The organism is uncultured Algoriphagus sp. (assembly GCF_963974835.1).
Classification (GTDB): domain Bacteria; phylum Bacteroidota; class Bacteroidia; order Cytophagales; family Cyclobacteriaceae; genus Algoriphagus.
This window is the reverse complement of record NZ_CAXBET010000009.1, coordinates 120,479-135,051: the sequence shown is the minus strand read 5'-3', so window position 1 is coordinate 135,051 and position 14,573 is coordinate 120,479. Positions and strand designations below refer to the sequence as shown.

The window sequence follows — 14,573 nt, the reverse complement described above, 5'->3', positions numbered from 1 at the left end:
AATTACCCCTCGAATATTTAATTTGCTTTCGTTTGGTCAATCCATATTGAAAATTGACTTCAGCTCAACAGCATCTTCTGGTTTCATTCTTTTTGCCAATACAAGTCTGAGTTGTCTTCTTCTTAATGCTCCTTCGTAGTTTTCAATTTCCTCTGGAGTTTCTGGAACTAACTCAGGAATTCTAGATGGTTTATTGTTCTCATTAACAGCCACAAAAGTGAAAAAGGCTCTGTGGGTCATTACCTTTTTATTAGCAGGGATGTCTTCCGCTGTCACTTCTATGAAAACCTCCATGGAAGAGTTGAAAGCACGGGTTACCTGAGCTTTAAGGGTAACTACATTACCAAGGGCGATAGGTTCCTGGAAGGAAATATTATCTGCAGAAGCAGTCACTACTATGCTGTTAGAGTGTTTTTGTGCAGCAATGGCAGCAACCACATCCATCCAATGCATTAGTTTACCTCCCATGAGGTTGTTAAGTGTATTAGTATCATTTGGAAGGACCATTTCGGTCATGATCACTGCGGACTCTCTTGCAAATTTCTTTAGGCTCATAAATCTAAATTTTAACAAAAATAGAAATTAAATTTTGTTGAAAAATCAATGGAGAGTTTTTATCGGAATATTATTTTGAGATTGAATGGATTTGCGTATAGATAAAATTGAAATCAAAATTCCGAAGTCCACTCAGCCCCAACCATCTTTTCCCAAAAGCGGTACAAATGCAAAACCCTCGTATTCTTCCTGAACGACTTGATCTTTTGACTTCTTGGTGATTTTCAGCATTGCCTGCTTTCGCTTATCGCCTACAGGAATTACCAAAATTCCTCCAATTTTTAACTGCTGAACCAAAGCCTCGGGTACAACCGGGGCTCCAGCTGTTACAATTATTTTATCGTAAGGTGCATAAGCTGGAAGTCCGCCTGTTCCATCGCCATAGAAAAGATGCATTTCTATTCCCAGCCTCGTTAAAAATCGTTTGGTACCCTCAAATAGTTTCTTCTGGTATTCTATAGTAAATACCTCTGCACCAAGTAGATGTAAGATGCTTCCTTGATATCCTGAACCGGTTCCAATTTCTAAAATTCTTTCTCCCTCTTTGATCTCAAGCAGTTCGGTTTGGAAGGCTACAGTGTAAGGTTGGGAAATAGTCTGACCTTCTCCGATGGGGAAGGCTTTGTCCTCGTAAGCATGCGAAATCAATGCAGAATCAAAGAAAAAATGTCTTGGTAACGTGTTGATAGCCTGAAGTACATGTTCGTTTTTAATTCCTTTTTCCCTTAGCAAATTTACTAGAGCTCTCCGTTTTCCTTTATGTAAATACGTGTCTTCGAGTTTGAGTAGGGGCATGGTTATTTACGATTCTGTGATCGAAGATAAAAGAATATTTGGCTTAATTTGAACTTGAATAGGGCATTTATTGCTTAGTCATTGAAACTTTGAAAGTTAAATTCATCGCTATGTTTACAGGAATTATTGAAGCTATTGGCACAATACAAAATATAACTCAGGACGGTACCAATGTCCACTTTGATCTGGAAGCAACACTTGCATCTGAGTTGAAGATCGATCAGTCTTTAGCGCATGATGGTGTATGTCTTACTGTAGTTCAAACAACTCCCGATTTATACCGAGTGACGGCAATCGACGAGACGATTCAGAAAACGAATCTATCACAGTGGAAAGTAGGTAAGAAAGTCAACCTTGAACGCTGTATGCCTGCAAATGGACGCTTTGATGGGCATATCGTGCAAGGACATGTGGACCAGGTGGGAAAAGTGAAAAATATTATTGATCAGAATGGATCTTGGGTTTTTGACTTAGAGTTTGACCATAGCCTCGGAAATGTAACCGTGGAAAAAGGCTCCATCACAATTAATGGTACCAGTTTAACCTGCTTCAATTCCGGACCTGGTAGATTCTCGGTAGCGATAATTCCGTACACCTTTGATCATACTAATTTTCATCAGTTGAAGCCCGGTGACTTAGTCAATCTGGAATTTGATATTCTGGGAAAATACATTCAGCGAATCACTAAAGGTTACCTTTAAAGCTATCTAGGTCCAAAGTAAAAGAGGAGGTTTCCAAATTTGGGACCTCCTCTTAAGTATTCAATACAAATGTGATTTCAGAATTTTAGTTAGTATAACTTTTTAAACTTTATATCTGAATTGCTAAAACTCGGTGTAATCATTTATTTCTTGATCTGATAATGCCGTATCGGCTCTTCTCCCATCAAATGCTCTATGAAGTAATCCCATCTTTTTTTGGTAAAGTAGTCTCCGTTGCTTCTTCCAAAATTATGGTTTCGACTCGGCCAGATGAAAAGGTCAAAATCTTTTCCAGCATTGATAAGCGCTTCTGCAAGCTTGAAAGTGGCGGATGGATTGACATTTTCATCTATTCCACCATGTGCTAATAACAGATATCCTTTAAGGTTAGCGGCATTGGTTACATTGGATTGCTCATGGTAGAAATCGCCTCTTGGATATCCCATATACATCTCTGGCCACCATGCTTTTTCCATTCTGTGGTCGTGATCTCCTGCTGATGCCACACCTACTTTGTAAAAATCCGGATGCAAAAGCATCGCCCTTCCAGCATCGTAGCCACCTGCAGAGTGACCAAATATTCCGACTTTGTCGATATCAATAAACTTATTTTTAGCGGCCAATTGTTTAATAGCAAGAACATGATCTGTGGTCCCATCACCGAGATTATTATAGGATACATCGTTAAATGCTTTACCTCTTCCTGAGGTGCCAAGCCCATCTATGGTGACCACTACAAACCCTAACTCTGCCATAGGTTGCTGTAAACCGATTAGACCAGCTTTGAAAGTTTTAGGAGTAATGTCTATATGAGGACCGGAATAAGTGTAGTCAATAATTGGGTAGCTCTTTTTAGAATTGAAATCTGTTGGCAAATAATAGATGCCATATAAAGTTGTTTTCCCATCCTTTGCAGTAGCAGTAAATTGCTTGGGACTTTGATATCCTTTCTTTTTCAGGTTTGAAATATCTGCTTTCGAGATTTCATAAATGATTTTGCCTGATTTGAGTTCACGTACGACAGAGACTGTTGGCTGATCTACAGTGGAATAATTGTCGATAAAGTAATCTTTTTCATCTGAGTAAGAAATAGAATGGAAGGCGTTTTCAGGTGTCAATAGCGCGATTCCTGAACCATCCATATTTATTCTATACAGATTGGAATAGTAAGGGTTTTGATCATTTTCCCTCCCGTTCGCCTCAAAGTAAATCACCTCATTTTTCTCGTCTACTGAAAGAATATTACTAACCACGTATTCTCCCGAAGTGATCGTATTAATGAGCTTACCTGTTTTCCAATCGTAAAGAGACAAGTGATTCCATCCGGATTTCTCAGTACCGAGAATGAACTGATCATTTTCTAAGCGTCTGAAAATATTATTGTTATTAACGTGAGTAGGGGAAGATTCAGAATAGATTTTTCGAAGCTCTTTCGATTTTGCATCAATTTCTATCACACTAAACCTCTTGAATCCACGCTCCAAATAAGTACCACTTAAAAATTGGCTATCAGCACTCCAATTGAGGTTCATGCCGATGAAGTGTGGTAAGGTTAGCTGAGGAAATTTTGTCTCTTCTTTAGAATCCAATTCAAACAAAACCGGTGTGTAAGTAACCACAGTGCTGTCGCCTGGTGATCCACGGTAATATGCCATCAGCTCAGGTCGAAATTTAGAATCTTGGCTGAAATCCAGCAAAAACATTTTTTCTGCAAGTCGAAGATCCACAATCTGAGTTTGAATGAATTTGGAATCTGGAGACCATCTGGCGCTGAAGTGATATGGGCGCTCTCCATTTTCTCCATAAATCATATCTGACCAGCCCCAAAATGATGCATATTCGTAGTCTTTTTTTCCATCAAAACTTAGCTGGATTTCTTCCCCAGTTTGCAGGTTCTCTACAAATAGATTGAAATTTCGGGTGAAAGCTTTCCAGTTTCCATCCGGAGAAATAGCAAAATCACGGGTTGGCCTATCCTTTACTTTCTCGCTGGTTAATTCCTTCTTCTCGGCATCAAACTTCCAGTTTTGATTCATCCATTCAAATGATATTTTTCCCTGTTCGTCCATTTCAATAGAAGTAAAGGGCAGAGCATCTCCAATGATTTCCTTTCCGGATTTTTCACTGAGATAATTTGCAAGTTCGTTGTGATCAAAGGCTTCCTTGGTACTCTTTTCATCTAGGTTGGTGATGAAAAAGCGCATTCCATCTTTTGTATAAGTCTGATGCCAAAAAGAATTCTGATTTTTTATCCAATGAGGAATTACTTCGAGATGATATACCTCTTTTTGAATATTATCACTTAGGAAATATTCAGCCTTGTGATAGGTTTCTTCTGTGATTTGTCCAAATGAATTATGGAACAAAAGGAGAAAGAGGAAAGTATTGAAGTAGCGATATATAAAAGATTTTAAAGAAGGCGATTTTAACATAATGGGGGATAATTTTGAAAACAAGGTATCCCCAAAATTCATAGCAAACACTTCAGTTATTGACCGAAAGTAATCCTATTTTGTAAAAGGGGTGGTCATCCAGCAGCTTCGTAGGCTATTTGAAGCCAAGAAATAACTTCTGGAGTAATATCGCTTTCAGGCGTGAGCAAAATCTTATGACTGCACATACCATTTGTTTTGGTGTCAATTTCAAGAACTCCTTCTGCTGGGTGACCTTTTAAATTGAGGCCTATTTCGTATCTCGTTTTAGTAGCAGGTATTAGCATGGCAAATTGCTTTTTGCGCTTTACACTCACATAAGCATTTTTTGGAGCGAATTCTATATCTGAGCCAAAAGCTTTGATTTCAGAGCCTAAGTTCTCATAAAGCTTTAAAAAATGTTCTTTGCCCTTGTATTGCTTTGTGATCAACTCATCTGTATCCGCAGCTGACCCTGAATCTGATTTTAAGGATTTGTGGGCCACAAGATTTGCAAAACCATGGGTAAAGCCATATTCAGACTTTAAAAATTTTATAATTTCTCCGTGCTTGTTTAAACTTTCTTTCTAAACAATAGATACCCATTGATCCAGGCTTTTACCTGTGTTTTTCTCTAGGTTATCGATCATTGTCTGTGCTGCTTGGTCCATTGGTTTTTACGGGTTTATTGTTTCTATCTCACAAAGCACAGGAAAATGGTCCGAAGCTTTTTTGAGTGAGTCGCTGACAGATTGGATTGCTGGATTACTTTTTTCAAGATATGGGTTCCACACTGTTCCTTGCAAGACTTTTAATCCTTGGCTCGCCAAAATATGATCAATCAAAACATTGATTTCATCTCCCGTAATCCGGTCTTTATATTTACTGGAATTTGGAGTGTATCCATAGCTATTTAGTTTTGGTTTGGGTAAAACAGGTTTCATGATAAATTCCGGCTTCCAAACGTCTCCAAGTAGGATTTCTACAGCACTTTTAGAGAATTTATTTTCGTAAAAATCCAACTCAAATCCGTCATTGATATCTCCCATCACTAGGACTTGCTGATTTTTTTCCAAATACTCATCGCATCGCTCTCGAATAGACATGCATTCTGCAAATAACTTAAGTCGGTCACGAGCGGAAATTTGCTCGAATCTGGCATAATCAACCATATCAAAAATTCCCTTGGATTTCGTATGAGCTACGATCACCCGTGTAATCAAAGAATCATCCAGTCCTAAAATGCTCAATTCCAGTGGGGGACGATAATGTTTGTATTGTTCTTTGATTAGACGGTTTGTGGTGTCCTGCAAAAAAGGTTCATCAAATCTATTTCCTTCCCTGGTCTCAGGAGTGAAAAGTACATTGACTTTATCAGGCTTGAAAATAGCACAAAGTTCCTGCTGACCTGCAGATGGGAAGCCGTGAATACCTTTGTAAGTTGAGCCAGGAATGAAAGTTTTAGTCCATATTTCCATTTGTGCGGAAGCAGTTTTTGAGCCATCCACCAGGGTGTTTGGACCTTCCACTATACCTAGAAAATCTGGGTCCATTGTCTGGATCACCTCAGCCAATTGCTGACTTCTAATAAGCTCTTTGCCAGTTGTTTTAGGAATTCCCTCTGTGTCAAACAGATCTCTCATCCATTCTACATTATAAACTCCAATTTTCAGAATCATAAAAATATTGGGTTAATTAAAAAACACCAATAAGTTACGGTTTTTGGGCAAAAGACTTATTATCAGAATATTACATTTTACACTTTTACATAGATCTTTCTTTTATCCATCCATAGTCCGATTAGCCAAATGAGCAGCATATAACTAAATGCAAATAGAAATGAAGCCATTTTTGGCGACAGCCAGGTTGTATAGAAATTAGTGTAAATAAAACCGCGTAGTGTTGTTTCTCCCATTGGAATCATACCTAGTATTCGAATAACCAGTCCCGATAGCACATATAGAATCAGGGGATTTCTTCCAAAAACTTCGAAAAAATAAGTCCAACCTTTCCAGTTTTTGATTTCAATAATCACCACCATGATCGCCAATAAAATAAGGTCAATCCCAATGGTCAAAAGAACATATGAGCTGGTCCAGATTTTTTTGTTGATCGGAAAAAATATATCCCAGATGTAAGCTACTATGATTAATATCAATCCCATAACCAGTAATTTCTTGATCGTTTTCACGGAATTACCAAGTTTTTGGATCATCATACCGGCTAGATAGCCAGCGATAACATTTACGATTCCGGGTAAGGTGCTGAGAATACCTTCAGGATCGAAAGGAATTCCTTCTCCGCCATACATTCTTTCAGGTCCGATCAGCGCTAAATCTAGCTTGATTGCAGCATTTCCAGTAAGGCCATATGGATCAGCAGAATCGCCAAAGAAATACATTACCACCCAATAACCTATAAGTGAGATTCCACTGAAAATCCAGGCACCCTTTATTCCTCCATAATAAAGTACTATCGCTCCAAAGAAATAGCAAAGTGCAATTCGCTGAAGCACTCCAAAAAGTCGGACTTCTGTAAAGTCCTTAATACTCATAGCCCCAGTATCAGATAGTTCATAAAATGGAAATGCGTTTAGCAACCAGCCGATCAGGAAAATCAAAGCTGTTCTTTTTCCTACCTTTTTGAAAAATTCCGCAGGATTCATTTGCTGAAGCTTTTTCATGGAAAAGCTCATAGCATTGCCTACAACAAATAGAAAAGTTGGGAATACTAAATCAGTGGGAGTGAAGCCATGCCACTTAGCATGAGCAAGAGGAGCAAAGAGATTGGTCCAATCTCCGGCTGTGTTGACTATGACCATAAAGGCAATAGTCAAGCCACGGAGCACGTCAAGAGCCAGGTACCGATTAGTCATGCCTGGAGAAATAGAATTTTGTACCATTTTAAGGTTGGTGAATTGGGGTAAAATGATGGCGTTTTTCTGTAGGGGTAAGATAAAATATTATCTTGTTCTTTTCTTAATGACCCACTCATTATCCACTAAAAATTAAAAAACGCATGAAAGATATTTCAGCTGATTCCTTTAAAGTAACGAAGTCTATCTCTCTAAAAGAAATCCCTACCTCCATTGATCTTGAAGCTTCGGAAAAAAAGAAGGAAAAAGAACTTAATAAATTGCGGGAAAAACTCAGCGAGCATCAAGATATCATGTATGCCCATAATAAATATTCAGTACTGATCTGTCTGCAGGGCATGGACACTGCTGGTAAGGACAGCTTGATTAGGGAAGTTTTTAAAGAATTCAATCCGCGGGGAGTTGTAGTCCACAGTTTTAAGACTCCATCAAAGTTGGAACTTCAACATGATTTTCTCTGGAGACATGTAATTGCTTTGCCTCAACGAGGAAAGTATGGTGTTTTTAACAGGACTCATTACGAGAATGTCTTAGTGACTCGAGTCCATCCAGAATATATTCTGGGAGAAAACATCCCAGGAATTAATTCTGTGGATGATATCACTTTTGATTTTTGGGAAAAACGCTTTGAGCAGATCAACAATTTTGAAAAACAAATTAGCGATAACGGAACCATCATTTTCAAATTTTTCCTACACCTAGGGAAAGAAGAACAAAGGCAGCGGTTGCTTCGCCGCTTGAACAAGGCAAAGCATAATTGGAAGTTTTCTCCAGGTGATCTAAAGGAGAGAGAACGCTGGGATGACTACCAAAAGTGCTATGAGGAAGCTATTAATAAGACCTCCAAAGAACATGCGCCTTGGTACATTATTCCTTCGGACAATAAAGAAGCTGCGCGGGTTCTGGTGGCTCAAATCATTTATAATGAGATGCAAAAAATAAAAGATATTGAAGAGCCAAAGCTAGAGAACAATATCATGGAGAATATAGAAATGTATAAGAAAATTCTGAGCAAGGAGGAAAATTGAATTCCTTTATTACTCATTGAAAATCACCTCATCTACAAATACCCAACCCTTACTTCCCGAGTTTGGATGCCATTTTGGTAAACTTTGAAGGGGAGATAATGTGATTTTTAGCTTTTCATAATTTGTGTTTTCCAGCGCAAGTTTGAGTAATTCGGATCTTGCAGGAGCGCCTTGGGTAGAAGGACTAGGAGTATTAATTGCCAGCTGGGTCCATCTTCCATTTTCCCAGCCCTGTACAAGTACTTTGGATGGAGGGAAGATATGGGCGCCTTCGTTGTACAAAAGGCTAAGAGAGATTTCTTTTGGGTTATTTTCCTTTTCAAAGCTTACTTCCAAAACCATCGGATCATCCTGAAATCCTAACCATTTTTGGCTATGGTTTGGTGCTTCAGCTTTTACCAAATCAAACAGCGTGGCAACACCTGTGGCTTTATATTTTGGATTTGGATCGTTAACCAAAACTGATTCAGTTGGTTGGATTCCTGAATGTATGAATATTGATTCTGATGGTTTTGAGCCTTTCCATTCGGATGCGTAAGCTTTTGCAATGATTTTTCCAGTGCTTTTGGTGAAAATCGGCTCTGAATAAACTTTTCCAGTAATACTGTCAGGTTCAGTTCCATCAAGTGTGTAGCGAATTTCTGCAGTTGGGATTGGATGCGAAAGAACAATTTTCAAGCTGTCTTGGTAGATCATTTCTGCTTGTGAAATGATAGGGCTATTCAATTCATAGATTATCCCTTTTCCATCAAATCCAAAGTCAATTTCAGTTTCAGGAAGTGCTTTCTTTAGCATTTCTTGGTCTTTTTCTCTCAGGCCAGTTTGCCATACAAAAAGCTTTTTCAAGAAAATCATTTTAGTAAGATCCTCCAGTGATTTTTCATCTATCGTATTTCCTGAAATTGCCAAAACTTCAAGCGAAGTCAGACTGAAAATAACCTTTAATTGATCTGCATTCAGTTCGGTAAAGTTTAATTGAAGCTCTTCCAGATGTTGAAAATCCTTCAAGAATTTGAGATCAACACTAGCCAAAGGCATCTTATTGAGGCTAAATCGAACGATTTGGTCTTTTACCCTTTTGAGGTCGGAGAGCGATTCAGGCTGAAAAGCTGAAATGCCAAAGTAGGAGACATCCAATGCAGGTGACTCAGGGAAAAGCGGCTGAACTGATCGAAAAGATGTGTTTAATTCTTTGATATCGTCTGGATCTGCAGGGTCGAAGGAATAGATTTTATTTCCTTCAAACTTCACAGATGCCAGTTGGTACAATTCGTTTTTAGCAGGAAGGGTAACCAATTTCTGTTCAAAACTAGCTCCTGAGGCAACCCATTCACTAAGGATTAATAACTCTTCATCTGTCAACTGTGCCTTATTCTTAGGGGGCATATGTTTTTTATCATCTTCAGGAAGATTGATTCTCTGGATGAGCATGGACTTCTCAAAATCTCCAGCTAAAACAAATGGCCCAGATTTACCGCCTTTTTGCAAACCTTCGATATGATCCATTCTCAGCTCTCCTTTAATCTTTCCTTCTTTATGGCAACTGATACATTTAGCCTGTAAAATTGGCTGCACCACATCTCCAAAGATTTCTGCTTCTGCTAGCGGAATTACCTCGATGTCCTTAGACTGAATAGGAGCCAAAAGAAAATCCTCGCCATGTGTTAATCCTGCGCCCCAATGTCCCGTAGCTATGATGGCAATAGCTAGAGCCACGCTGGATAAGCGCATAAGATTTGCCTTGATAGATCTGAAAAAATAGAGTAAAACACAACCAGCGAAAACAATTAAGCCTCCCCATTTATGCCAGGTTAAAATCTCACCTGTATACTCTTCTTGGGCTAAAATCAATCCTGCTAGCACCGTGATTCCAGCAAAATTGCAACCAGCCAAAAAGCTGATTTCTCCGATTTCTCTAATCTCGGGTTTTTTGTCAATTCCTGGAATCCAGAAGAAAAGTAAACCCATTAAGAGCAGCACTATGGGAAAATGTAATAGAATAGGATGGCTTCTTCCAACAACCTGAAGCCAATCTGGTAATACGAGTGCATTTCCCGCTAGGGTAATGATGAGCGTGAGTCCTATCCAGATAAAAAGGGTGCTTTCCAGAAAGGATCTGATCGAAGAAATCTTGAGCATATTGATTTTAAGCAATTATGTCTTTTACAACTTTACCTGAGACATCCGTTAGTCGATATCTACGTCCTAGGTGCTTATAGGTCATTCGCTCGTGGTCGATTCCCATCAAGTGAAGGACTGTTGCTTGGAAATCATGTACGTGAACTGGGTTTTCGGAAATATTGTAACCAAAATCGTCTGTCTCCCCATAGACCATTCCTGACTTCACACCGCCGCCGGCCATCCAAATAGAGAAGGCTCTAGGATGGTGATCACGACCGTAATTGTCAACTTGTATTTTTCCTTGACAGTAGTTAGTTCTTCCAAATTCACCACCCCAGATAACTAGTGTCTCATCCAATAAACCTCGTTGCTTGAGATCTGTAATTAGTGCAGCAGATGCTTGATCTACGTCTTCAGCTTGTAGGCGCATTTCATTTGGCAAATTGCCATGTTGGTCCCAACCCTGATGATAGAGCTGCACGAAGCGAACACCGCTTTCAGAAAGCTTTCTCGCAAGAAGACAATTGGCAGCATAGGTGCCTGGAACCAAACAATCTGGTCCATAAAGTTTGATGATGCTCTCTGGCTCTTTGGAAATATCAGTCATTTCCGGAACAGCAGTTTGCATACGGTACGCCATCTCATACTGCTTCACTTTAGCTGCTATTTCAGGATCATTGAATTGCTGCATGCTAATGTCATTCATGGCTGCAATCTGATCAATCATTTTGCGTCTTTCCGAGCGACTCATTGATTCTGGATCTTTCAGATATAGGACCGGGTCTTCAGAGTTTGAAAACTGAACGCCTTGGTGAGTAGCATCCAAAAAGCCATTGCTCCAAAGTTTAGAATACACACCTTGGCCATTTCCACGTCCTCGGCTCAGTAGAACAGAAAACGCAGGTAAGTTGCTGTTCTCAGATCCCAAACCATAACTCAGCCAAGACCCCATACTCGGACGGTTTCCAACCTGAGCTCCAGTTTGGAAAAATGTAAGTGCCGGGTCGTGATTGATGGCATCTGTGTGCATGGATTTCACAATACAGATATCATCCACTATTCCAGCTGTATGTGGGAAAACTTCTGAAATCCAAGCCCTTGATTCTCCGTATTGATTAAACTTATAATTAGACCCAACTAATGGGAAAGAAGATTGACCAGCAGTCATTCCTGTTAGTCTTTGAGTCCCGCGAATGGACTCAGGAAGTTCTTCTCCCATTCTTTTGATCAATTCTGGTTTGTAATCAAAAGATTCCAGTTGACTTGGAGCGCCATTTTGAAACAGATAAATCACTCTTTTGGCTTTTGGAGCAAAGTGAGGCAATGCATTCATCATGGCATCTTCTGCCTCTGATTTTCCTGAGAAAAGATCAGGTACCAATAATGAACCCAATGCAAGACTTCCTACTCCAAGACTAAGTCTCGATAGAAATTTTCTACGGTTGTGATTCATCCCTTCTTCTAATATTTCCTTTTCCATATCAGCTCTTGGTAATAGTTTCTTCCAGATTGTAAATACTTACAATTACTTGCATGAGCGCTGCAGTTTCTGGGTTTATGTTTTTCTCTTCCAGAGGATATTCTCCGACGCTTAAAGTCGAAAGAATCTGATCTGGATTTTCATTAAATCGATTTAATTGGTCTTCATAATAGGAGAGTAGGATAGACATCTCCTTACTTGTTAAATCCCTACAAACTATGCGTTTGAAAGAGGTCGCAATTGCTTTTTCCTCTTCTTTATTTTCCTCCCACATCTTACTCGCCAAGACTCTGGATGCCTCCAAAATCATAGGGTCATTCATCATTACTAGTGCTTGTAGTGGGGTATTTGTTCTGCTTCTACCAATCTCACATCGATCCCGATTGCTCGAATCGAAAATGATAGCTTTTGGTGGGGGCACAGTTAATTTGATGAAATTGTATAACCCTCTTCTATAAAGCTTATCTCCCTTGTCTTGAACATAGGTTGCCAATACACCTCTTCCAGAAGTGGCAGCCTCCCAGATTCCTTCTGGCATATAAGGCTTAACACTAGGTCCACCAAGCTTTCTTACAAGCAATCCACTACTAGCCAATACCAAATCCTGAATGTTTTCGGCAGGTAGTCTAAGTCGGGGAGCTCTTGCTAAGTAGAGGTTTGCTGGGTCGGTGTTGAGATGCTTTTCTGTGATAACAGCGCTTTGCTTGTAGGTTGACGAGGTGAGTATTTGCTTCATCAACCTTTTTATATCCCAGCCATTTTCTATGAAATCAACTGCCAGCCAATCCAAAAGTTCTGGGTGCGTCGGTAGATCACCCTGCATACCAAAATCACCAGCAGTTTTGACAATTCCTTGGCCGAAAATCTCCTGCCACATCAAATTAACAAACACTCTGGCAGTCAGCGGATTCTTTTTGTCAGTAATCCAATTGGCAAGTCCTAAACGGTTCTTTTCCAATTCTGGAGAGAACTCCATGATCGAAATTGGCGTAGATGGCTCAACTTCCACTGTTGGAGCATCATAAACACCTCTATCCAGAATGTAGGTAGGTCTTTGTTCCTCTAATTCTCCCATTACTGAAACACTCAGTTTAGTAGTGTCAGAATAGTTAATGAAACTCATTACCCCAGAAAGATCTTCCTGGTCCACCCATAGAATCGGGGTTTTAGCGGGCTTTGATTGAGAGACGTCACCTTCATATCCTTTTTCAGGAGAATTATTAAAAAAGGCAAACATCTGATAATACTCTTTCTGCGAGAAAGGATCGTACTTGTGATCGTGACATTGAGCGCACTCCATAGTGACTCCTAAAAGTCCCTTGCTTACCGTATTGGTTTTATCCAGCACGTACTCGATTCTGTATTCTTCGTCTATTACACCACCTTCTTCAGTGTACTTATGATTTCTATTGAATGCAGTTGCTAATATTTGTTCCTTGCTAGGATCTGGCAAAAGGTCTCCAGCAAGTTGCCAGGTGACAAATTGATCATATGGCATGTTTTCATTGAACGCATGAATCACCCAGTCACGGTATGGCCACTGCGTGCGGATATTATCATCCTGATAACCGTAGCTATCTGAATATCGGGATATATCCATCCAGAGTATAGCTAGTTTTTCTCCAAAACCTGGATCAGCAAGTAATCCATCCAGTAAATCTTCATAAGAATTTTCTCCTGAGAAATCACCAAACTTATCCAATACTTCTGGGCTAGGAGGTAAGCCTGTAAGATCTAGACTTGCTCTTTTAATTAATTCATAAGGCTCAGCTTCTGGATTTGGCTGAAGGCCTTTTTCCTTCATTTTCTTTAAGGTAAAGCGATCAATTTCGTTTGTAGTCCAGGCAGTTTCTTCAGGAAGAGGGGATTTTTCTGCTGGTACAAAAGCCCAGTGTGGTTCGTATTTGGCACCCTGCTCAATCCATTTTTTGATTAGCTCTATTTCCGTGTTAGATAAGGCAAGATTTGACTCTGGCGGAGGCATGAGCTCTCCTGGGTCTTCGGAAGTGATTCTATGATAAACAGTAGATTCTTCTAGGTTGCCTGGCTTAATTACAAATTGACTGGGGTCATCTTTCAAAGCTGCAAAAGCTCCAGTTTCTGTATCTAACCTAAGATCTGATTCTCTTTTATTTGCATCCGGACCATGACAAGCAAAGCATTTGTCAGAAAGTATAGGCCGAATATGGAAGTTGTAGCTGACCTGTTCGATCTCCGAAAGTTGTATTTCGCTGGACTGCTTTGTATTACAACTAAAAATCGTGAATCCGAGGCAAGTTAATGCCAAAAGTCTATTGATAGTGGGGAAAGTCATTTTTGGGTCAGATCACTGGTTAAAACATTTTCAAACTAGTGATAATTTGGACAAATAGCATCCTGATCAGAAGATTTTTGAATTCGTTTTTTAATTGAATGGCAATAACTTAAGTGAAAATATCATTTAACAAAAGAAAGTTTTGCAAATTTTAGATTTTGCAATTAATGAATTTCAAGCATCTACTTTGCAGAAGTAAGTTTTATTTTTTAGGTTCTATAGTTTTACTAATTAGAAGTTTAGATTAAACAAAGGCTAAAATTGGCAATGAAAAAACGAGCTTCATTTTTCAT

The 14,573-nt window shown here is 39.4% G+C and carries 11 protein-coding genes and 1 pseudogene; 2 read left to right on the top strand and 10 right to left on the bottom strand.

The genetic code is table 11. The annotated features are described in order from the left end of the window. Nucleotides 1–36: 36 nt before the first annotated feature. On the bottom strand, nt 37–555 hold the full coding sequence (locus AACZ73_RS16670) for an acyl-CoA thioesterase (protein ID WP_339879587.1): 519 nt from the start codon (nt 553–555) through the stop codon (nt 37–39). Nucleotides 556–687: 132 nt separating this feature from the next. Beyond that, a complete protein-coding gene (locus AACZ73_RS16665; RefSeq protein ID WP_339879586.1) occupies nt 688–1,350 on the bottom strand; it encodes a protein-L-isoaspartate(D-aspartate) O-methyltransferase in 663 nt (220 codons plus the stop codon). Between the two features lie 110 nt (nt 1,351–1,460). Between AACZ73_RS16665 and AACZ73_RS16660 the strand changes: the two genes are divergently transcribed. Further along, complete coding sequence (locus AACZ73_RS16660) at nt 1,461–2,051, top strand: riboflavin synthase (protein ID WP_339879584.1); 591 nt, start codon at nt 1,461–1,463, stop codon at nt 2,049–2,051. A gap of 143 nt (nt 2,052–2,194) precedes the next feature. Here the strand turns inward: AACZ73_RS16660 and AACZ73_RS16655 are convergent, their stop codons facing one another. The 5 genes and pseudogenes from AACZ73_RS16655 to AACZ73_RS16635 all read right to left on the bottom strand — a co-directional run bounded on the left by AACZ73_RS16655 (nt 2,195) and on the right by AACZ73_RS16635 (nt 7,337). Continuing rightward, nucleotides 2,195–4,483, bottom strand: a complete 2,289-nt coding sequence (locus AACZ73_RS16655; RefSeq protein ID WP_339879582.1) for a DPP IV N-terminal domain-containing protein — start codon at nt 4,481–4,483, stop codon at nt 2,195–2,197. 95 nt (nt 4,484–4,578) lie between these two features. Continuing rightward, nucleotides 4,579–4,968, bottom strand: a complete 390-nt coding sequence (locus tag AACZ73_RS16650; RefSeq protein ID WP_339879726.1) for a DUF5655 domain-containing protein — start codon at nt 4,966–4,968, stop codon at nt 4,579–4,581. Beyond that, nucleotides 4,969–5,112: pseudogene (locus tag AACZ73_RS16645) on the bottom strand (DUF4287 domain-containing protein); the annotation flags it as partial. A 27-nt stretch (nt 5,113–5,139) separates the two neighbouring features. After that, nucleotides 5,140–6,141, bottom strand: a complete 1,002-nt coding sequence (locus AACZ73_RS16640) for a hypothetical protein (RefSeq protein ID WP_339879581.1) — start codon at nt 6,139–6,141, stop codon at nt 5,140–5,142. Between the two features lie 77 nt (nt 6,142–6,218). Then, nucleotides 6,219–7,337, bottom strand: coding sequence for a DUF5009 domain-containing protein (locus AACZ73_RS16635; protein WP_339879580.1), 1,119 nt, complete (start codon nt 7,335–7,337; stop codon nt 6,219–6,221). 143 nt (nt 7,338–7,480) lie between these two features. Here AACZ73_RS16635 and AACZ73_RS16630 point away from each other — a divergent pair, with 143 nt between their 5' ends. After that, nucleotides 7,481–8,365 (top strand): PPK2 family polyphosphate kinase, encoded by an 885-nt coding sequence (locus AACZ73_RS16630; protein ID WP_339879578.1) that lies wholly within the window; start codon nt 7,481–7,483, stop codon nt 8,363–8,365. Nucleotides 8,366–8,374: 9 nt separating this feature from the next. Here AACZ73_RS16630 and AACZ73_RS16625 read toward each other — a convergent pair whose 3' ends face one another. From AACZ73_RS16625 to AACZ73_RS16615, 3 genes are read right to left on the bottom strand one after another with little or no spacing between them, the layout of a single operon-like run. Then, the gene (locus AACZ73_RS16625; protein ID WP_339879577.1) at nt 8,375–10,504 is read right to left on the bottom strand and encodes a c-type cytochrome domain-containing protein; all 2,130 of its coding nucleotides are present in this window, start codon (nt 10,502–10,504) and stop codon (nt 8,375–8,377) included. A gap of 7 nt (nt 10,505–10,511) precedes the next feature. Further along, nucleotides 10,512–11,966 carry a DUF1501 domain-containing protein gene (locus tag AACZ73_RS16620; RefSeq protein WP_339879576.1) on the bottom strand — a complete coding sequence of 485 codons (1,455 nt, stop codon included), beginning with the start codon at nt 11,964–11,966 and terminating at the stop codon, nt 10,512–10,514. Nucleotide 11,967: 1 nt separating this feature from the next. Continuing rightward, nucleotides 11,968–14,280: a PSD1 and planctomycete cytochrome C domain-containing protein gene (locus AACZ73_RS16615; RefSeq protein WP_339879574.1), complete on the bottom strand. Its 2,313-nt coding sequence runs from the start codon at nt 14,278–14,280 to the stop codon at nt 11,968–11,970. Nucleotides 14,281–14,573 lie beyond the last annotated feature (293 nt).

Bases quoted from the DNA above. Each gene is read 5' to 3' on its own strand.
- AACZ73_RS16655 (WP_339879582.1), bottom strand. From the start codon at position 4,483: ATGTTAAAATCGCCTTCTTTAAAATCTTTTATATATCGCTACTTCAAT.
- AACZ73_RS16635 (WP_339879580.1), bottom strand. From the start codon at position 7,337: ATGACTAATCGGTACCTGGCTCTTGACGTGCTCCGTGGCTTGACTATT.
- AACZ73_RS16665 (WP_339879586.1), bottom strand. From the start codon at position 1,350: ATGCCCCTACTCAAACTCGAAGACACGTATTTACATAAAGGAAAACGG.
- AACZ73_RS16615 (WP_339879574.1), bottom strand. From the start codon at position 14,280: ATGACTTTCCCCACTATCAATAGACTTTTGGCATTAACTTGCCTCGGA.
- AACZ73_RS16640 (WP_339879581.1), bottom strand. From the start codon at position 6,141: ATGATTCTGAAAATTGGAGTTTATAATGTAGAATGGATGAGAGATCTG.
- AACZ73_RS16660 (WP_339879584.1), top strand. From the start codon at position 1,461: ATGTTTACAGGAATTATTGAAGCTATTGGCACAATACAAAATATAACT.
- AACZ73_RS16670 (WP_339879587.1), bottom strand. From the start codon at position 555: ATGAGCCTAAAGAAATTTGCAAGAGAGTCCGCAGTGATCATGACCGAA.
- AACZ73_RS16630 (WP_339879578.1), top strand. From the start codon at position 7,481: ATGAAAGATATTTCAGCTGATTCCTTTAAAGTAACGAAGTCTATCTCT.
- AACZ73_RS16620 (WP_339879576.1), bottom strand. From the start codon at position 11,966: ATGGAAAAGGAAATATTAGAAGAAGGGATGAATCACAACCGTAGAAAA.
- AACZ73_RS16625 (WP_339879577.1), bottom strand. From the start codon at position 10,504: ATGCTCAAGATTTCTTCGATCAGATCCTTTCTGGAAAGCACCCTTTTT.